Consider the following 20,265-nt stretch of genomic DNA (forward strand, 5'->3'; position numbering starts at 1 on the left):
TGATTTTTCGGTATATTTTTTCAGCAACAAAATTCTATTAAAACTAAAAATGATAGTTTTTAAGATTTTTTATCTCAAAAATCAATTAACAATTTTTAGAAATCCACCTTAGAAACATTAAAAAAAGGCATAAAAAAAACCGTTCAAAAATTAATTTGAACGGATGGTCCTTTTATAATCTTCACTAAATAGGGTACTAATTCAAAATAGTTAAAAATAAATATAAGGAGGTATTTTTAACAGACTCAATCTGCATTTATTTCTTTGTAAACATAAATGCAAAAGTAATATTAGAATTAAAGTATTTTCAGGGATAATACGTTTAAAGAATAACAAATAAAGCCGATAGTTTTAAAACTATCGGCTTCTCTATTTCTGTTATAATGGACTTTGCTCAATTAAGGGATTGGCGTCTATTTCTGCTTGTGGAACCTGAAAAATAAATCGGTTATCTCCGGCAGGAATATTAAATTTCCCAAAAGCTGGGTGGTTTGAACCCGGATAATCTCTTGTCAATGGTACTTTTAATCGTTTCATATCAAACCAGGCATAACCCTCTCCCCATAGCTCAATTCGTTTTTGAAGTATAATTTCATCTATCAAAGCCGTTCCACTATTTGTAGACAAAACATATGATGGATCTCTTGTTATGGTAATATCATACAAAACTTGTCTTGCACCTGGCTCATTTCCAGATCTTGCAAGAGCTTCAGCTTCTATATAATACATTGCAGCAGATCTTAAATAAATATAATCGCCGGCATCAACCGTTGGATCTCTAAATTTTATATTGGCATATTCCGGCAATGAAGGATATACTGTGCTCCCGCCTGGTGCGACAAAAGCAGTTTTTCTATAATCAGTATCTGATATGCTGTTATATAGATTTTTGTCTATATTTTTATAAATTTCTAAGCCTCCAGCATATCCATCAGCGTTTGTATTGTCAAAATGAGAAAAGAAACTGGCCACAAAACTACTTTGTGCTGAAGTTATTGTTGCTCCCCACATAGTATCTGCATTAAGTGTAAGGTCATAAAACCCATTTAACCATACACTTTTTGTCAGTAACGGATAATTTTCTCTGGCCTCATGCGCAAGTGTAGCAGCATCCTCATAATTCCCCATTTCAAGATAAATGTCTGCTAAAAAAGCTTTTGCAACACTCTCATTGACAGCATTGGTTCCTGTACCCGGAATCCCTTCTAATAGTTCAACTGATTCTAATAAATCACTTTCTATAAGAGTGTAAACTTCTTTAACAGTTGCTCTTGGTGCACCTTCTAATGTTACTGTTGTGTAAATAGGAACAGACAATTCATTTTCGTTACCTAAATAAGTTGGTCCATAAATACGTGCTAGCATAAAATAAAAATAGCCTCTTAAAGCCAATGCCTGCCCTCTAACCTTTTTAAAGTCATTATCTGTTGCCATTTCAGCTGGTACAGCATTTAATACTACGTTTACAGTTTTAATTTGTGGATAGTAAATGGTCCATGCCAATTTTGATCTGCCGTTTGTTTGTTGTCTTCCTAAATAATTATAAAAAGATCCATACCAGCTTGATTTGGTCATTAGCATATCATTAGACATCATGTCTGTGGCTGCCAGTATTGATTTATGCCCATAATCTTCATGATTACCTGCTACAGACAATCCATACGATCTAAGTGCAGAATAAACTCCGTTAATAATTGCAGCATATGAAGCCGCAGAAGTAGCTAGCTGATCATCATTAATAGTTGATTCCGGTACCGTATCTAAAAAATCGTCGGAGCAACTTGTGAATATTAACAATGAAAGTGTAAGTATAATTAATTTTCTCATGTTCTTAAAAATTTACTGTTAAACCAAATGAAATAGTTTTCATGACTCCGTAGACATTTAAAGATTGCCCGTTGTTAGTTCTGGAACCTAAGTTATTCAACCTTGGATCCATTCCTTTTCTTTCAGACCATAAAGCTAAATTGGACCCCATTAAGCTGAATTTCGTAGACTGAATTCCGATATCTTCTAGTCTGCTATTTTTAAAATCATAGGATATGGAAACATCCTGGATACTTAAATAATCTGATTTAATTAAAAAGTAATCTGAAGTTGACATTTGTAAGGTGGAAATATGATCACTTCTTGGAATATCAGAATTTGGATTATCGACAGACCAGGCTTTTTGCACATCTTTATGGTAGTTTTGTCCAATATTGTCCGACCCTGAATACATGGCAGTTTGATAAACACCATCAAACATATAACCCCCAAATTGATAGGCAAAACTTGCCTGGAATGTTATATTTTTATATCGAAAAACAGTCCCAAATCCGCCATACACATCAGGATTCGCATCTTTATCACTTAAATATTGCGTTGAATTTCCGTAAATATTTGTTGTAGTTCTGCCAGTCACGTTTCCAGAAGCATCTTTTTCATCCATGTACCACAATGCATCTCCATTTGTTTTATCTACACCTGCAAATTCTCTTAGATAAAATGCATAAGCAGGAGCTCCTTCTTCAAAACGAAAAATTCCATTTGTAAAAGGTTTTGGCAGCGAAGTAATTTCATTTTTATAATGCGTTCCGTTAACCCAGATATTAAAATCGATGTCCTCTGTTTTAATGGCGTCAATTCCTATATTTACCTCTACACCTCTATTATTCATGTCGCCCACATTTTCAGTAATAAATGCAACTCCTGTAGATGCTGGATTTGGTCGGTTATAAATTAAATCACTTACTTTTCTTTCAAAATATTCTGCTTCAATATTTACCTTGTTGAATAATTCAATTTCAAAACCAACATTCATATTGGCTGATTTTTCCCATTTAATATCTCTGTTTCCTTGATAGACTGTTAGCACACTTGCATTTCCTTCAGCATCCGGTACTATCTCATATTGCGTTTGGTAAGCATAGTAATTTCTTGCACTTCCAAAATAAGAACGATGGCTTATTTGTGAACTTGCAGGATAAAATATATTATCGTTTCCTTGCTCTCCGTAACTTCCTTTTATTCTCAAGTTTGTAATCACTTTCGATTTTGGAAAGAAAGACTCTTTCATTATTGACCATGCGGCTCCAAATCCATAGAAATTACCCCATCTGTTTTCTGGTGCAAATACAGATGATCCATCTCGTCTGAAACTGGCATTCACAAAATATTTTTCTTTATAGTTGTAATTTAATCTTGAAAAATAACCTTCAACATTATAAAGGTCGTTATATCCATCTACGTAAACATATTTTGTTGCGTTACTTAAAATTGGTAAGTTTGGTATAACGGCACCGGATTTTTGACCCGCTAACATTTTTGATTTATAATCCGATGATTCATGTCCGACAAGAATATCCAGTGAATGACTTCCAAATGTTTTTTTCCACGATAAAAGCTGTTGGTTTGTAATCGTGTAATCATTTGATGTTGCGGTTGAATTTCGACCATTCACACCTTCATCGTCACCTCCTTCTCCAGTCGTAATATTTAAGTAATATCCTGACAATAAATCATAACCAAGATTATATCTGAAATTAAAATCTTTGAAAAAATCAATAGAAACATATCCTCTCGCACCAAATTTATTTTCTTCGTTTAAATTTGTATTAAGTAAAGTTGTAGCATAAGGATTTAAATTTGCTCCATACGGACGATCTCCAGAATCATTAAAATCATAAACTTGTTGACCATTATCATCAGTTACAAAATTTCCGCCGGCATTTCTTTCCCAAACAGGATAAATTGGTGCAATATTTCTAGCCCAGCTAAATAAGTTACTATAAGTAGCAGATCCAACCTGAGATATTGGTGCGTTTTGATCTGTATTGGCAAAGTTTAAATTTGTTCCCACTTTTATTTTACTGGTAACATTGTAATCAACATTTGCTCTAACGGTTGCACGTTTAAAATTTGAATTAATTGTATATCCTTCATCTTTAAGATATCCCACAGATAAATAGGAACTAAGATTATCTGTGCTGGATGATAAACTTAAAAAATGTTCTGTTCTTGTTGCATCTCTAAATAATTCTTTGGCCCAATCATCGTGATATAATAATCTGGCATTAGGATTAAGTTGTCCTGTAGCAGGATTAATTAATTGGTCACTAGGAACATTGTAATTGTTATATCCTAAAGAATACGTATCTCCGGTAATTAAAGTTTCTGCAGCAATAGTCGATGCATCTCCGGCAGTTTCACCTTCGTAAATTAAACCATTTCTAATTCGGTTATAAACTGTTTTATAATAATCACCCGGATCTGTAATCATATCATATTCCGGAACAGCTCTTGAGTTAACTCCAATTTTTGTTTCGTAAGTAACTTTTAATTTCCCTTTTTTTCCTTTTTTTGTTGTCACAATAATAACTCCGTTTGCTCCTCTGCTACCGTATAATGCGTTTGACGAGGCATCTTTCAAGAAACTGATAGATTCAATATCCTGAGTGGCAATAGCATTTATATCTCCGTTGTACGGAAAACCATCTACCACATACAATGGCGTATTTGAGGAAGAAATTGATCCGATACCTCTAAAACGTACCTGAGGCGGATCTCCGGGTTGTCCTGAGTTTGCGCTAATTTGCACACCCGAAACTTTACCGGTTAAAGATTGAATTGCATTTGAAGCCTGAGTATTTTCTAAAGCTGCGGCGTCAATTTTAGTAACGGCACCGGTAATCTCAGATTTTTTTTGAGTTCCGAAAGCTACTACAACCACACCTTCGAGTTCCAGAGCGTCTCCAAGTAATTTTGCATTCACCGTAGTAGATGATGCAGGTTCTTCATTTGCTTTCATACCTATGTAGGTGAATAACAAAATTTGATCTGGTGAAGCCTTGATAGAATACTTACCATCAAAATCAGTTTGTGTTGCATTATTTGTTCCCTTAACTGATACGGTAACACCCGGAATTGGCATACCTGCATTATCAGAAACAGTTCCCGAAACAGTTCTTTCTTGTGAAAATGCTAATTGAGATAGCATTAAAAGAAATACTATAAATCCTTTTAATTGTTGTTTCATCATTAATATTGTTTAAGGTTATTCATGCAAATTATTAAAAAATAACAATTTTAACAATATTTTAGCAGCGTTTAACAAATTAAAACGATGAATTTACTTATTTAAATAAGAAAAATAATTTGTGTTAACAGAATTTTACAGGAGGAATTTATGAATATTGAATGTTTCAAAAAATAAAAAAAACCGTCTAAAATCCCTATTTCAGACGGTTTCACCTTTTATTTTTACTAAAAGCTTACTAATTCAAAATAGATAAAAATAAAAAATACGTTCCCTATCATAGAACCATTTAGTCATATAATAAATTTACTACAAAAAAAATAAATCTACAAAATTAATAAGCTAATTAACAGTATTTTACAAATAATACTTCAAATTATTAAACAAAAAAAGCCGATAGTTGAAAAACTATCGGCTCAAATAAAATTATTTTATTTCTACATTCTTTCCGGAACTTCGATTCCTAATAAAGTAAATGCTGATTTAATTACCTCAGCAACTTTTTGAGAAAGCTGTACTCTGAATATTTTTTTTGTTAAATCTGTTTCACCTAAAATATGAACGGATTGATAGAATGAGTTATATTCTTTTACCAAATCATACGTGTAGTTTGCAATTAAAGCCGGACTATGATTTTGTGCTGCATTTTGAATTATTTCCGGGAAAAGTTCAATTTGTTTTACCAATTCTTTTTCTTTTTCGTGAAGTTCTTCTATTGCTGTTTTAGCTGAAAAATCAAAATCAGCTTTACGGATAATGGATTGAATTCTTGCATATGTATATTGTATAAACGGACCAGTATTTCCGGCAAAATCAACAGATTCTTCAGGATTAAATAAAATACGTTTTTTAGGATCTACTTTTAAAATATAATATTTCAAAGCACCAAGACCAATTGTTTTATATAGTTTTGCTTTTTCCTCAGCAGAGTAACTCTCTAGTTTTCCTAAATCTTCAGAAATTTGTTTGGCTGTATCTGTCATGTTCTGCATCAAATCATCAGCATCAACAACAGTTCCTTCACGGCTTTTCATTTTTCCTGATGGTAAATCTACCATTCCGTATGATAAATGATATAAACTTGAAGCCCAGTCAAAGCCCAATTTTTTCAAAATCAGAAACAAAACTTTAAAGTGATAATCTTGCTCATTACCAACAGTGTAAACCATTCCGCCAACATCTGGCATATCTTTTACACGCTGAATTGCAGTTCCAATATCCTGCGTCATGTAAACCGCAGTTCCATCAGAACGCAATACAATTTTACGATCTAAACCTTCATCAGTCAAATCAATCCAAACTGAACCATCAGGATCTTTTTCGAAAACACCTTTATCAAGTCCAACCTGCACAACATCTTTTCCTAATAAATAAGTATTGCTTTCGTAGTAATATTTATCAAAATTGACTCCAAGATTGGTATATGTGGTAGCAAAACCATCATAAACCCATTGGTTCATCATTTTCCAAAGATCTATTACTTTTTCATCACCAGCTTCCCATTTTTTAAGCATATCCTGCGCTTCAACAATAATTGGAGCTTGCTTTTTTGCTTCTTCTTCAGTTCTGCCCGCTTCTACTAATTGATTGATTTCGGCTTTATATGCTTTATCAAATTCAACATAATATTTACCAACTAACTTATCACCTTTTAAGTTCGAACTTTCAGGAGTTTCTCCGTTTCCAAATTTTTCCCAGGCAAGCATAGATTTGCAAATATGAATTCCCCGATCGTTGATAATTTGTGTTTTATAGACTTTTTTACCCGAAGCCTTAATGATTTCAGCAACAGAATATCCTAATAAATTATTACGAACGTGACCTAAATGCAAAGGTTTATTGGTATTTGGCGAAGAATATTCAACCATAATTGCTTTATCATCAGGATTAGGTATTACATATCCAAATTTAGAATTGTCTTTAATCTCATTAAAGAAATTCAAATAATAACTATCAGCAATTACAATGTTTAAAAAGCCTGACACAACGTTATAGCGAGCCACTTCGGTCACATTTTCAACCAGATAATTTCCAATTTTATTTCCTAATTCTGCAGGATTGCTTTTAATCACTTTCAACAAAGGAAAAATTACCATTGTAATATCGCCTTCAAACTCCTTTCTGGTAGTTTGAAATTCGATTTTATCAACAGTAACATCAAATAGTGCTTGTATTGATTTTTGTATAGAAGATGTAAGAATTTGTGATAATGACATGTAAACTTATTTTTAAAGTGAGCAAAGATACTGCTTATTCACCAATTACAGAAAACGAAAAAGATATAAAATAACATATCCTGATTCGAATTTCTCAAAAAATGGAATGATTTAATTGTTAAAATTATTAAAAAATTAAAACGCTAATTGCTTATAAAATAGAGACTCAAGGAAAATTTTAATTTTTAATTAATATTTTCTTGTAACAAATCGTTAATGAAAGAGTCTTACTTACAAATCAAAAAATAATTATTCAAAGAAAAATTACAAACAAAATCATCATCAATCAATCAAAATAATCATTTATCAAACTATGAAATTAAAATTCTTTCTGTTCGTATTACTGGGTGTAATATCAACAGCACAAGCCCAAAATTCAGGAACAGTCTCGGGAAAAATTATCGAAAAAGCGAATAGTGCTCCAATTTCTTATGCTACTGTATCGATTAAAGATAACGGAAAAGTAGTTTCGGGAGTTAATACAGATGATAACGGAGATTTTACAATTAAAAATCTGGAATTAAAAAGTTATACTATCGAAATTCAATACATTGGATTTAGAAAATATATTGGTTCTGTTATTTTAAGTGAAAATAAAAAAACAGCAACTGTTAATGTTTCTCTTGAAGAAGAAGCAACGCAGCTTAAAGGTGTAAACATTATTGCAGAACGTTCGACAATCGAACAAAAAATTGATAGAAAAGTAGTAAATGTTGGAAAAGATCTGACAACAGCCGGAGCTTCTGCATCAGATATTATGAATAATATTCCATCGGTAAATGTGGATCAGGACGGAAAACTTTCACTTCGTGGAAATGATAATGTTCGTGTATTAATTGACGGAAGACCATCTAATATCGATCCTGCACAATTATTGAAACAAATTCCGTCGACTTCGATCAAAAAAATTGAGTTGATTACAAATCCAAGTGCCAAATACAATCCGGAAGGAATGTCTGGAATTATCAATATCGTTTTGCACAAAAATGCAAATACCGGTTTCAACGGAACTTATAGCGGCGGAATCACTTTTGGAGAAACAGCTAAATACAACCAATCTCTTGATTTGAACTATAAAACCGGAAAAGTAAATTTCTTTGGAAATGCCGGACAAAATTTTGGAACTTATTTTAACGAAGGCCATATCATAAGATTAGATCAGGATATTGTTCAGAACCTGGACATTAAAAATGACAATGATTCTTATTTGTATAAAATTGGAATGGATTATTTAATTGATGATCACAACACATTATCTTTTTACACCAATCAAAATAAATCTACAGGAAAAGGATTTGTGGATACTAATATTGATTACAATAATGTATTGGATTCTGATGTTGCCAACATTTTTCAAAAATCAAGATATTGGGGACCAGAAACGACAGGAACTTATAATTTAGCTTACAAACACATCTTTAAAAAAGAAGGACATACTTTAGACATTGAAGGAAATTTTAGTGATACTAAAGAAATTCAAAATGCAAATTTTGATACCCAAATTACGAATCTAGACAATACATCTAACAGTACTGTTTACGATGATTATATTAACGGTACAAGAAAATTAAGCACTGTAAACGTTGATTATGTAAATCCGCTAAATGAAAAAACAACCTTAGAAGCCGGTGCCGAAGCCAGAATTACAAGAACAGATAATATTTATAATACCGGAAACCCATTTGCGGCATTGCCAAGTTCAAATTACAGTTACGATACCGATATTTATTCTGCTTATGTAACATTTGGTCAAAAGTTCAAAAAATTCAGTTACCAGCTTGGTGCTCGTTTTGAAAGTTATAAAGTTGCCACAAATTTAAATCAAGGCCTTTCTACATTTGATGATGATTATATCACTTTATATCCATCAGCGTACTTAACTTATAATTTAAATGAGAAAAACACATTTCAGTTAAGTTACAGCCGTCGTGTAGACCGCCCGAGTTTAGAGCAGACAAAACCTATTCGCGAATTTTCTACACCATTGGTAACTTCATTAGGAAATCCTGAGTTAAGACCTCAGTTTACTAATTCTGTGGAAATAAATTATACTAAAACATTAGAAAAAGGAAGTTTTACAGCAGGTGTTTTTGTGAGAAGTATTAATGATCAAATTAGCAGAATTTTATATCCAGACCCGGCAGATCCTACTAAAGAAAAGCAAATAATGTCTTTTACAAACTATGATCATAATACTGCTTACGGATTTGAAGCTTCTTTTAATTATAAAATTACTAAATGGTGGGACATTTCTCCATCTATTGATTTCTCAAGTATTAATCAACAAGGCGTTGTGTTTCAATATAATCCGGCAGACAAAACAAGTAATCCTCTTGAAAGAAAAATTACTGTATCTGCTTTTAACGGTCGTATGAACTCAAACTTCAAAGCAAACAAGCGTTTAAGCTTTTTATTCTTCGGTTTTTACAGAGGTGCTGTTGACGGATTGCAAAATAATAGTCATGAAATGTACAAAATGGACATAGGTTCGCGTTATACATTGTTAGACAACAAGATGAACATCAGTTTACGTTTCAATGACGTATTTAATACAATGAAATATGCGTTTGATACTATGTATCCTTATCCGCAAACAGGTCAGTTTTCATGGGAGAGCCAAACGGTATATTTAGGATTAACATACAACTTTGGAGGTGCGAAAATCAAGAATTTGCAGCGTAAACAAAGAGAAGATAATACTAGCAAAGGCGGCGGCGGAATGTTTTAGTCCCGTACTTATTAGAGTTTTTAATAATTTTCTTGTAGAAGAAAAGGCCTGGAGTATGCCAACTCCAGGCCTTTTTTATTTAATTCATTTTACAAAAAGTTACGCAATTCTTTTATTTCTTCGGGATTTGCCGTTTCGGTTTGATCTGTTATGGCAGATGAATGATAATAAGTGGTTTCTAGTTGTTCCTGCAGTAATTCAATATTTGAAGATCGCAAACCTCCTCCTGGCATAATTTCAATTCTGTCTTTTGCTAATTGCTGAATTTTGGCCAAAGTAAAAATTCCTTCCTCTACATTTATTCCCTGTCCTGAAGTCAAAATTGTTTTAAAACCACACTCAATTACATCTTCCAACGAATTTTCAATATCTTTCACTACATCAAAAGCCCGGTGAAAAGTACATGAAAGTGGATGCGCTAAGTGCACTAATTCTTTATTTTGCATTTTGTTGACACTTCCATCTTCTTTTAAAATTCCAAAAACAAAACCATCAACACCTAGTTTTTTATACTGCCTAATGTCTTGCTTCATCTCTGTAAGTTCCTCATCAGAATAAACGAAATTCCCACCGCGAGGCCTTATAATCACATGCATTTTAATACTCAGATTTTCGCGCACTTTTACTACCAAAATTGAATTTGGCGTTGTTCCGCCAAGCTGCATGTTTTCGCACAACTCAATTCGATCTGCTCCGTTTTCCTGAGCAATTAACGCCGATTCATAATTAAAGCACGCTATTTCTAGTTGATTTTTTTTCATTTTATAATCCACTTAATTAGTTTGTCATTTCTGTAAAACTCTATAACAAAATACTAAATTATAAAAAAAACCTGCTCCATTTCAGAGCAGGTTTTAAATATTATTTCAATCGAATCAAATTACCATTTAATAATAGCACTTGCCCAAGTAAATCCACTACCAAAAGCGGCTAAAACAACGGTATCTCCAGATTTGATTTTTCCTTGTTCCCAAGCTTCTGTTAAAGCAATCGGAATAGAGGCTGCAGTCGTATTTCCATACTTTTGAATATTATTGTGCACCTGGTCATCTGACAATTTAAATTTGTTCTGAATGAACTGAGAAATTCTCAAATTTGCCTGATGCGGAATCAACATATCAATATCTGAAACCTGTAAGCCATTTGCTTCTAAACCTTCATTAATTACCTCAGCAAAACGAACTACAGCATTTTTAAATACAAATTGTCCGTTCATATAAGGATAATAACTTTCATCATTTGGATCATTATCAGCCAAAATATCGGTTACCCAGCGTGCTCCCATTCCTGGTGCCTGCAACGCTAATTCTTCGGCATGCTGTCCTTCTGAATGCAAGTGTGTAGATAAAATCCCTTTTGTTAAATCTTCTTCACGGCTTAAAACAGCTGCTCCTGCTCCATCTCCAAAAATTACCGAAACACCGCGTCCGCGGGTTGTCATATCTAGTCCTGTTGAATGAACCTCTGAACCAATTACCAAAATATTTTTATACATTCCGGTTTTAATGTATTGATCTGCAACTGAAATTGCATAAACAAAACCCGAACATTGGTTTCTAACATCTAATGCTCCTACAGTTCTTAATCCTAAATCACGTTGTACTAAAACTCCGGGTCCAGGAAAATAATAATCAGGGCTTAATGTAGCAAAAACTACAAAATCAATATCTTCTTTGGCAACGCCAGAACGTTCTATTGCAATTTTAGCTGCTTTAACACCCATTGAAGTCGTGGTATCTTCTCCACGAATAATATGTCTTCGTTCCTGAATTCCGGTTCTTTCCTGAATCCATTCATCATTGGTATCAATTATCTTAGACAAATCATCATTGGTGACAACATTTGAAGGAACATAATATCCTAAGCCCGCTATTTTTGAATGATACATATTCTTTTTATTATTTGTTAAAAATTTGGATTGCAAATTTAAGTATACTTTAAAACATAAGCGTACAAATTACTATTTTTTTCGGTATTAGCAATTTAATTAAGTTTAATTATGAAGTACATACTATTTTTTTATTGAAAGAAAAGCAGATTTTGAAACAAAAAACAGCAATAAATTGAAAAAGCCACAAACACGTTTTAATGTTTATGGCTTCTTTCTATAAATAATTTAAGGCTAAAAAAACATTCTCTTCAAGCGGTAAATCAATTTCACTTTCAAAAAATACTAATTGTCTTTTATAAACCGATTCTATCAAATAATGATTTCCTCTAAAGTAAGTTCTACGAATTTTTACTGGTAACTTAGATTCAGAAACCATTTTAAATTGGTGTGGATAAACGAGCGTTTTATGCGTTTCATCTTCATAAGAAACTAGCAAATGAGTTGCAATTTCGTTTACTTCTCCAAAAAGTGAGGCTACGTATTTGGTTTCGGGATTTTCGTAAATTTTCGTTGGATTGTCTTTTATTATTACTTCGCCATTGCGCATTACAATTGCTTCATCAGCAAAAGATAAAGCATCAGTACTATCGTGGGTCGCAATAATAACAGTAATCCCTTTTTGTTTTAAATATCGAAATAAATTTCTTCGTAAAGCATTTTTACGAAAAGCATCTATTTGACTAAATGGTTCATCGAGCAGAATAACTTCCGGCTCTAAAGCCAAAACACGAACCAATGCTACTCTTTGCTGTTGTCCTCCACTTAAAAACTTTGCTTTTACATTAGAAAATTGATCCATTTCAACCATTTCCAATAACTCCTGAACACGAAGTTTTTTCATATTTGCAAAACCATTCGAAAGAAACTTTCCAACATTTTCGGCTACGGTTTCAAATGGAGACAAATCAAAATCCTGCGCCAGATATTTCATAAAAGGCATTCCCGGAATTAAATTGTATTTTGGACCCAAAATAGGTTTTTCATTATAGAAAATCGCACCTTCATCAAGATCATATAAACCATACATAAGTTTAAGCAACGTACTTTTTCCACAGCCGCTTTCGCCAATAATAGCAATATTCTGACCTTTTTCTATGGTAAAAGAAACGTTATTAATAACCGATTTATCTGTATACGAAAAAGAAATATTTTTTATGTCGAGCATGAGTTATAATTGAGAGAGCAAATTTACAATGTTTAATTTCTAATGTCAAAAAAAAGCTGCTTCAATTGAAACAGCTTTTTTAAAATTATATTGTGATGGAAATTATTTTCCAGCTTCTGCTTTGGCATCATTTACCATCTTGTCGTTTGCAGTAATTGAAAATTCAACACGACGGTTTTGAGATCTTCCTTCAGGAGTATCATTTGTTGCAATAGGATCTGCAATTCCTAAACCTGAAGTTTTGAAACGGCTTGATTTTAAACCTTTTGAAACCAAGTAAGCCTGCACAGATGCAGCTCTTTGTCCAGAAAGTGTCAAATTATATTCTGGTTTACCAGTATTATCTGTATAACCAAAAATTTGAATATCAGTATCTCCGTAATCATTAAATACAGGAACTAATTTATCTAAATTTGCTTTTGCCTGAGTAGTCAAAGTAGATTTATTTGTATCAAAACGCACAGCATTTTCATTAAGAGTTAAGTGAATTCCTTCTCCTACTCTTTCTACATCTGCACCTGGTAAAGCCTGATCGATTTCACGGGCTTGTTTGTCCATTTTGTTTCCAATAAGTGCTCCTGTTCCACCACCTACGGCAGCACCAATTGCAGCACCTAAAGCAGCGTTTCCGCCTTTTCCTAAATTATTTCCTAAAATACCACCAATAAGTCCACCGGCTACTACACCAATTCCTGCACCTTTTTGGGTATTATTTGCATTTTTAACTGAATCGCAACTTGCAAAAAAACTAACTAATACAAGTAAACTGCTCAATCCTAAAACTGTTATCTTTTTCATATTTTATTCTTTTTAATATTAATTGGCTCTTTGAAATTGGTAAGTTACATCTTTAGTTTGTCCGCCAACGTTAATGTTGTCTATTAACTGAAAAGAGTTGTCAGTTAATCCTGCTACTTTTAGTAAATATCCTGACTTTACATTTTTAGCTTTTAATCCCGGATCTACAATTTTAAGAACAAAAAGCCCCTGATTGTTGATACTCCATACAATTGGAGATGTAAATGCAGTACAACTTGGAGCATTTAATGTCATCGTACCTTTATTATTATTCGAAATAAAATTCCAGGTACTACCAATGAAACATTTAGAATCTGCAAGATCAAAAGAATTTACCTTGATATAATCAGAACCTGGGTAAGAAACGTTGGTAAGAACCCAATTTCCTTTAAGTGCTACCTGAGAAGGTCTGTCAAGTTTAGTCGAAAGCGTAGTTGCCTCATTTGAAGCAGTTGACGAAGATGATTTACACGCAAAAAACATCGTGGCGATCATGCAAATGAAAATGATTTTCTTCATTTTGTACATATTTTTTAAGTTAATACTTACACATTTAACAATTATTATACCACAAAGATACAATTCATTGAAATAAGTTGGGTTTTAAAATCTAATTATTTTCTTTCAAAATTAACACTTACGCCATTTTGTCACCTTAAAAACAATTGGTATTCTATTTGAAGAAATGAAAATCATCACGTTAAACTAAATTTATAAAATATGACAACAGGTAAAATTAATGTTTCAGTAGAAAACATCTTTCCCTTAATCAAAAAGTTCTTATACAGCGATCACGAGATTTTCTTACGTGAATTGGTTTCAAACGGAACCGATGCTACTTTAAAACTAAAACACCTAATAAGCATTGGTGAAGCTAAAGTAGAATACGGAAATCCTATTATTGAAATCAAAGTTGATAAAGAAGGTAAAAAAATCCACATTATCGACCAGGGTTTGGGTATGACTGCTGATGAAGTAGAAAAATACATCAATCAGGTTGCTTTTTCAGGAGCTGAAGAATTTCTTGATAAATACAAAGATTCTGCTAAAGATTCTGGAATTATCGGACACTTTGGTCTTGGATTCTATTCTGCTTTTATGGTTGCTGAAAAAGTAGAAATTATTACAAAATCATACAAAGACGAACCGGCTGCACACTGGACATGTGACGGAAGTCCTGAATTTACTTTAGAGCCAGCTGACAAAACTTCACGCGGAACTGAAATCATATTGCATGTTGCCGAAGATTCTTTAGAATTTTTAGAAGATTCTAAAATCAGCGGTTTATTAAATAAGTACAATAAATTTATGCCTATTCCGATTAAATTCGGAACAAGAACAGAAACACTTCCTAAACCGGAAGATGCTCCTGAGGATTACGTAAACGAAACTGTTGAGACTGATAATATCATCAATAATCCAAACCCGGCGTGGACAAAACAGCCAACTGAATTATCTGATGAAGATTATAAAAACTTCTACAGAGAGTTGTATCCAATGCAATTTGAAGATCCGTTATTCAACATTCACTTAAATGTAGATTATCCGTTTAACTTAACCGGAATTTTGTATTTCCCCAAGTTAGGTTCTGACATGCAAATTCAGAAAGATAAAATTCAATTGTACCAAAACCAGGTTTACGTAACAGATAACGTAGAAGGAATTGTACCTGAATTTTTGACAATGCTAAAAGGTGTAATCGATTCTCCGGATATTCCGTTGAACGTTTCTCGTTCTGGTTTACAAGCAGATGGCGCGGTTAAGAAAATTTCAAACTACATTACACGTAAAGTTGCCGACAAATTAAAAGCATTATTCAATGAAAACCGTGCTGATTTTGAAGCAAAATGGAACGATATTAAAATCGTTTTAGAATATGGAATGCTTTCTGAAGATAAATTCTACGAAAAAGCAGGTGCATTTGTTTTATACCCAACTGTAGACGATACTTACTTTACTCTTGAGGAATTAAAAGAGAAATTAAAAGAAAACCAAACTGACAAAGACGGAAAACTAGTAGTTCTTTATGCAGGAAATAAAGATGCACAGCACTCTTATATTCAAACTGCAAAAGATAAAGGATACGAAGTATTGCTTTTAGATTCTCCGATTATCTCACACTTGATTCAAAAAATTGAAGGTGATAATAAAGATGTAACTTTTGTACGTGTTGATTCTGATCATATTGATAATTTAATTAAAAAAGACGAAAACACAATTTCTAAGTTATCTGATGAAGAAAAAGAAACACTTAAAACTTCATTAGAAGCTTATATTCCAAAAGCATACTCTGTACAGTTAGAAGCTATGGACAGCCAGGCAGCTCCGTTTATTATTACGCAACCTGAATTTATGCGTAGAATGAAAGAAATGAGCCAATCTGGCGGAGGCGGAATGTTCGGAATGGGTAATATGCCTGAAATGTATAATTTAGTAGTTAACACCAATTCTGATTTGGCTTCTAGTATATTGAATACAGAGGACAAAACACATCAGGAACATTTGGTAAAACAGGCTTTAGATTTAGCTAAATTATCGCAAAATTTACTTAAAGGAGAAGCTTTAACAGCTTTCGTTAAAAGAAGTTTTGAGATGATCAAATAAGATTTTTAAATCTTTTTAAATACAAAACCTGCAAGTAATATACTTGCAGGTTTTTTTCGTTTACAAAAAAACTCAAAATCAATTATTTAACACTAAAAACACCGCCAAAAAAAGGGTATTTATACTCTATTTTTTAAATAACGATTTCTCTAATTTTATTTCTTCAAAAAAAAACACAAGTAACTGACTATCAATACTTAAATACAAAACTCATGGATAAGAGAAAATTTACTGAAAATGGAGAAGTTTTAGCAATATTAAGAGATTTGAGAAAGGAAATAAATGGCAAAAAATTTTCGGATATTATTGATCTCAATAACAACCAATATGTTGATCTGGTTCAGGAAGGAGGAGGCGTGTTAGGAATTGCTTTGGTTGGCTATGTTTATGTTTTAGAAAAAATGGGTATTCGGTTTTTAAGTTTGGCAGGAACTTCTGCCGGAAGTATTAACACTATGCTTATGGCCGCTGCCGGAACTTGCGATATTGAAAAATCAGAATGGATATTAGACTGTTTATGCAATAAAAACTTATATGATTTTGTAGATGGAGATCACGATGCACGCGAATTTATCGATGCTTTACTAAGTGATTCCGGAAACTTAAAATTAATTATGAAAGGATGTCAGGTGGTCGATAATTTTAAAGATGATCTTGGATTAAATCCCGGAAATAATTTTTATCAATGGATTTCAAATCTTCTTTCACAAAAAGGAATAAAAAATTATGCCGATTTAAAAGCTTTACGATTGAAAGGTGTTTCAGATCAAAATAAATTGTTCTTAATAAATAAGGTACAACAAGGCGACAGAGAAGAATATACAAGATCTGATCATTGGAGTAATATGGCAATAATTGCTGCTGATATTACTACTGAAAGTAAAATTGTATTCCCAAAAATGATTGATCTGTTTTACTCAAATCCGGATGTTCAAAATCCCGCTGATTTTGTTAGGGCCTCCATGTCAATACCTTTATTTTTTAGTCCGTTTAGAATTAAAAACATTCCGACAGGCGTTGATGCCTGGGAAAAATGGAATGAAGCCACAGGATTACGAACTTCGGTACCATCTGAAGTTATTTTTATGGATGGTGGGATTATTTCAAATTTTCCCATTGATATTTTTCATGAAAATTTAAATGTACCGGCCTCGCCTACTTTTGGTGTAAAACTGGGATACGACAAAAATGAAGTTAATAAAAACGAAAAAATCACCAACGTAGTGAGTTCTATGTTTGATACGGCAAGGTATGGTTACGATTCAGAATTTTTAATAAAAAATCCCGATTTTAAAAATCTAATAGGATATATCGATACTGGCAGCCATAATTGGCTTAATTTCAATATGACCGAAGATGCCAAAATTGATCTTTTCATTCGTGGTGCCCAAAAAGCCTCGGAATTCTTAACCAAATTTGATTGGGAAAAATATAAAGATATACGAAAAGCAAAGAGCAAATACTATCGAACTGTTTGATTTTTAAACCAAAATTTGGTTAAAAATGATTTGCAATTTTAGTGAAACCTGAAGTTTTTTATAAACTTAAAATTAAATCCAATGACAAATAAAATAGGAATTTACATTACAGGTCTTGGTCAATCGATTGACAACGAAACAGTCGAAAAATATGCTGAAAGGCTTAAAAATGAATTAAGTTTTAAATCAGATGGAACCTTCTATCATCTTAAAATTGAAAAAAAAATCTATCCCATAGATAAAGAATGTACGGTCGTTAATCTTTATAGAAAGAACAGAAAAGATAAGGACAATAAAAATATTGACGGACAACTAATTTATAAAATGTATGATTTTCAGTACCATCAAATTTTAACTAACAGATTTGAACGCCACAATATTATTATCAAAAATTTACTCTTATTTACGTTAATTTTAAAAAAATTCCCTCAGATTACGTTACGATTATTTAATGGCGATGGTTTTAGCAGACCCTATCAAACCTTGTATGCTTTTCTAATGTTATTTACAATCTCACTATGTATACTCTTTTTAGTCCCGGCATGCATTGAAATAATCTTAAACAACACAAATAAAAATACCGATACTGGTTTAATAGAAAAAATCAATTCAGCTCTTAACTTCTTTAATATAAAACCATTTTGCGTTACTGAAAGCACTAAAACCCTTACTGTTATTGGAAAGACGATACTTTCAATAACTACTTTGGTACTTTTGTTCGCGCCAAAATCTAAAACAATATTAACTTCGCTTGCCACTGAATTTTCCTGTGTCGACAGTTATATTACAAATGGAGATCAAAGTCAGATATTATTAGGAAATCTGGATCAGTTAGTTGAATACATTGCAGAGAATGAGCCTGATCCTGAAATTCATTTTCATACCTATAGTTTTGGATGCATACTTGCCATCGATGCCCTTTTTCCAATTGCAGAAATTCCTCCATCTGATAATATTCAAAAATTAACGAAACTTCTTATTACTATCGGAAACCCATTTGAATTTATTAATGCTTACTACCCTGTATTTTATGAAAGAAGATGCAGGGTAATGAAAGACAAACTGAATTGGATAAATGTTTATTCTATTTTAGACGTTTTCTCAACCAACTTCAGAAGGGATGACAAACGTGGTGAAGCTGAATTTGGTATAAAAGACATTCCGCTTACTCCTGAAAACATCAATTATGAAATCACATCTGACCGTTCTGGTTTAGTGACATTTTTTTCATTAAATAGCATTAAAATGCATAAATGTTATTGGGATTACAGCACAATAGGACAAAGCTGTATGAAAGTAATATTACCTGGTTTGTTAGAAAAAAAATCAATTCCTTTATAAATTTTCACATAAAATTCTATACATAATCCTGTAAATAAGCCAACAGGATTTTTTTTTGCTAATTCCTTTTTTTCTTATTTTTGATAGCCCTTATTTCTAACTTAAACCAAAATCACTATGAGGAAAATTATTCTTTTAACCCTAACTATTTGCACAACCGCACTAATTTATGTTTCATGCTCCAGCAGTGATGATGTTGTCAATCAAACAGATCCATCTGCCGTTGGCGCTTCTGTTGCAATTGACGCAGCAAACGAAATGGATGTTAAAACGGGTTTATCGGTAACAGCTTCTGCCGAAACTGCAAAAACAACTGAAACCGGACCAATAACCTGCGCTACAATTACAGTAACAATGCCAAACGGAACAGCTTATCCAAAAGTATTTACAGTAGATTACGGTGCAGGCTGCACTATTAATCAGCTTGAAAGAAAAGGAAAACTAAAAATTACTCTTACTGGCCCAATTATTACGACTGGAAGTAAAATGACAATCGAAAGAATCGATTACTCTCTTGCAGGTTTAAAACTTGAAGGAACAATTGAATATACAAACACTACAACTATTGCCACTGTACCACAATGGACAAGAAAAGTAACTAACGGAAAATTTACAGATCTGCAAGGAAGAGTTTTTTTGAATTCAGGAACATTTACCACAAAACAAACAGCCGGCGTTGACACTCCGTACATATTGGAAGATAATGTTTATGAAATACCTGATGGAACTCACACCGTAACTACGGATAAAGGAGGAACTTTGACATTAACTGTTAAAGAAACATTAGTTAAAAAATACTCCTGCGAGTTTATTTCAAAAGGAGAATTGCAAGTTGCGGGAGGTTATTTGAATGGCATTGTAGATTACGGAAACAACGAATGTGACACTAAATACACTTACATTCACGAGAACGGAACTGCCTATAATTTATCGATGTAACAGATTCATTTTAAAAAAAATAAACAAATCCCAATTTAGAAATAGATTGGGATTTTATTTTTAGTAAAAATTAAACAGCTACATCTTC

Annotated in this window: 13 protein-coding genes; 5 read left to right on the plus strand and 8 right to left on the minus strand. The window is 32.6% G+C overall.

The genetic code is table 11. The annotated features are described in order from the left end of the window. Window positions 1–378 precede the first annotated feature (378 nt). From SD960_RS03705 to argS, 3 genes are all read right to left on the minus strand, one after another. On the minus strand, window positions 379–1,827 hold the full coding sequence (locus tag SD960_RS03705) for a RagB/SusD family nutrient uptake outer membrane protein (RefSeq protein WP_318801018.1): 1,449 nt from the start codon (window positions 1,825–1,827) through the stop codon (window positions 379–381). 4 nt (window positions 1,828–1,831) lie between these two features. Beyond that, a complete protein-coding gene (locus SD960_RS03710) occupies window positions 1,832–5,020 on the minus strand; it encodes a SusC/RagA family TonB-linked outer membrane protein (protein ID WP_318801019.1) in 3,189 nt (1,062 codons plus the stop codon). Window positions 5,021–5,454: 434 nt separating this feature from the next. After that, window positions 5,455–7,233: an arginine--tRNA ligase gene (gene argS, locus SD960_RS03715; protein WP_318801020.1), complete on the minus strand. Its 1,779-nt coding sequence runs from the start codon at window positions 7,231–7,233 to the stop codon at window positions 5,455–5,457. Between the two features lie 313 nt (window positions 7,234–7,546). Here argS and SD960_RS03720 point away from each other — a divergent pair, with 313 nt between their 5' ends. Further along, the gene (locus SD960_RS03720; protein WP_318801021.1) at window positions 7,547–9,961 is read left to right on the plus strand and encodes a TonB-dependent receptor domain-containing protein; all 2,415 of its coding nucleotides are present in this window, start codon (window positions 7,547–7,549) and stop codon (window positions 9,959–9,961) included. A gap of 89 nt (window positions 9,962–10,050) precedes the next feature. On the opposite strand, the gene SD960_RS03725 is transcribed toward SD960_RS03720, so the two are convergent. The 5 genes from SD960_RS03725 to SD960_RS03745 all read right to left on the minus strand — a co-directional run bounded on the left by SD960_RS03725 (window position 10,051) and on the right by SD960_RS03745 (window position 14,334). Next, the gene (locus SD960_RS03725) at window positions 10,051–10,722 is read right to left on the minus strand and encodes a copper homeostasis protein CutC (protein ID WP_318801022.1); all 672 of its coding nucleotides are present in this window, start codon (window positions 10,720–10,722) and stop codon (window positions 10,051–10,053) included. A 119-nt stretch (window positions 10,723–10,841) separates the two neighbouring features. Next, window positions 10,842–11,849 carry a 3-oxoacyl-ACP synthase III family protein gene (locus SD960_RS03730; protein ID WP_059114242.1) on the minus strand — a complete coding sequence of 336 codons (1,008 nt, stop codon included), beginning with the start codon at window positions 11,847–11,849 and terminating at the stop codon, window positions 10,842–10,844. A gap of 217 nt (window positions 11,850–12,066) precedes the next feature. Further along, entirely contained in the window at window positions 12,067–13,017 is a 951-nt protein-coding gene (locus SD960_RS03735) for an ABC transporter ATP-binding protein (RefSeq protein ID WP_318801023.1), read from the minus strand. Between the two features lie 102 nt (window positions 13,018–13,119). Then, window positions 13,120–13,815, minus strand: coding sequence for an OmpA family protein (locus tag SD960_RS03740; RefSeq protein ID WP_042565972.1), 696 nt, complete (start codon window positions 13,813–13,815; stop codon window positions 13,120–13,122). Window positions 13,816–13,833: 18 nt separating this feature from the next. After that, a complete protein-coding gene (locus tag SD960_RS03745) occupies window positions 13,834–14,334 on the minus strand; it encodes a lipocalin family protein (protein WP_042566057.1) in 501 nt (166 codons plus the stop codon). A 201-nt stretch (window positions 14,335–14,535) separates the two neighbouring features. Here SD960_RS03745 and htpG point away from each other — a divergent pair, with 201 nt between their 5' ends. The 4 genes from htpG (at window position 14,536) to SD960_RS03765 (ending at window position 20,177) form a co-directional block, all read left to right on the plus strand. Beyond that, window positions 14,536–16,419 (plus strand): molecular chaperone HtpG, encoded by a 1,884-nt coding sequence (htpG, locus tag SD960_RS03750; RefSeq protein ID WP_318801024.1) that lies wholly within the window; start codon window positions 14,536–14,538, stop codon window positions 16,417–16,419. A gap of 212 nt (window positions 16,420–16,631) precedes the next feature. Further along, window positions 16,632–17,897 (plus strand): patatin-like phospholipase family protein, encoded by a 1,266-nt coding sequence (locus SD960_RS03755; RefSeq protein WP_318801025.1) that lies wholly within the window; start codon window positions 16,632–16,634, stop codon window positions 17,895–17,897. 81 nt (window positions 17,898–17,978) lie between these two features. Then, window positions 17,979–19,238 carry a hypothetical protein gene (locus SD960_RS03760; RefSeq protein ID WP_318801026.1) on the plus strand — a complete coding sequence of 420 codons (1,260 nt, stop codon included), beginning with the start codon at window positions 17,979–17,981 and terminating at the stop codon, window positions 19,236–19,238. 117 nt (window positions 19,239–19,355) lie between these two features. Next, window positions 19,356–20,177 carry a hypothetical protein gene (locus SD960_RS03765; RefSeq protein ID WP_318801027.1) on the plus strand — a complete coding sequence of 274 codons (822 nt, stop codon included), beginning with the start codon at window positions 19,356–19,358 and terminating at the stop codon, window positions 20,175–20,177. Window positions 20,178–20,265: the final 88 nt, after the last annotated feature.

This window comes from Flavobacterium sp. MMLR14_040 (assembly GCF_033657265.1).
GTDB lineage: Bacteria > Bacteroidota > Bacteroidia > Flavobacteriales > Flavobacteriaceae > Flavobacterium.

Coding starts and splice junctions, on each gene's coding strand:
- SD960_RS03725 (WP_318801022.1), bottom strand. CDS start 10,722: ATGAAAAAAAATCAACTAGAAATAGCGTGCTTTAATTATGAATCGGCG.
- SD960_RS03720 (WP_318801021.1), top strand. CDS start 7,547: ATGAAATTAAAATTCTTTCTGTTCGTATTACTGGGTGTAATATCAACA.
- SD960_RS03730 (WP_059114242.1), bottom strand. CDS start 11,849: ATGTATCATTCAAAAATAGCGGGCTTAGGATATTATGTTCCTTCAAAT.
- SD960_RS03735 (WP_318801023.1), bottom strand. CDS start 13,017: ATGCTCGACATAAAAAATATTTCTTTTTCGTATACAGATAAATCGGTT.
- argS (WP_318801020.1), bottom strand. CDS start 7,233: ATGTCATTATCACAAATTCTTACATCTTCTATACAAAAATCAATACAA.
- SD960_RS03740 (WP_042565972.1), bottom strand. CDS start 13,815: ATGAAAAAGATAACAGTTTTAGGATTGAGCAGTTTACTTGTATTAGTT.
- SD960_RS03705 (WP_318801018.1), bottom strand. CDS start 1,827: ATGAGAAAATTAATTATACTTACACTTTCATTGTTAATATTCACAAGT.
- SD960_RS03745 (WP_042566057.1), bottom strand. CDS start 14,334: ATGAAGAAAATCATTTTCATTTGCATGATCGCCACGATGTTTTTTGCG.
- SD960_RS03765 (WP_318801027.1), top strand. CDS start 19,356: ATGAGGAAAATTATTCTTTTAACCCTAACTATTTGCACAACCGCACTA.
- htpG (WP_318801024.1), top strand. CDS start 14,536: ATGACAACAGGTAAAATTAATGTTTCAGTAGAAAACATCTTTCCCTTA.
- SD960_RS03710 (WP_318801019.1), bottom strand. CDS start 5,020: ATGATGAAACAACAATTAAAAGGATTTATAGTATTTCTTTTAATGCTA.
- SD960_RS03755 (WP_318801025.1), top strand. CDS start 16,632: ATGGATAAGAGAAAATTTACTGAAAATGGAGAAGTTTTAGCAATATTA.
- SD960_RS03760 (WP_318801026.1), top strand. CDS start 17,979: ATGACAAATAAAATAGGAATTTACATTACAGGTCTTGGTCAATCGATT.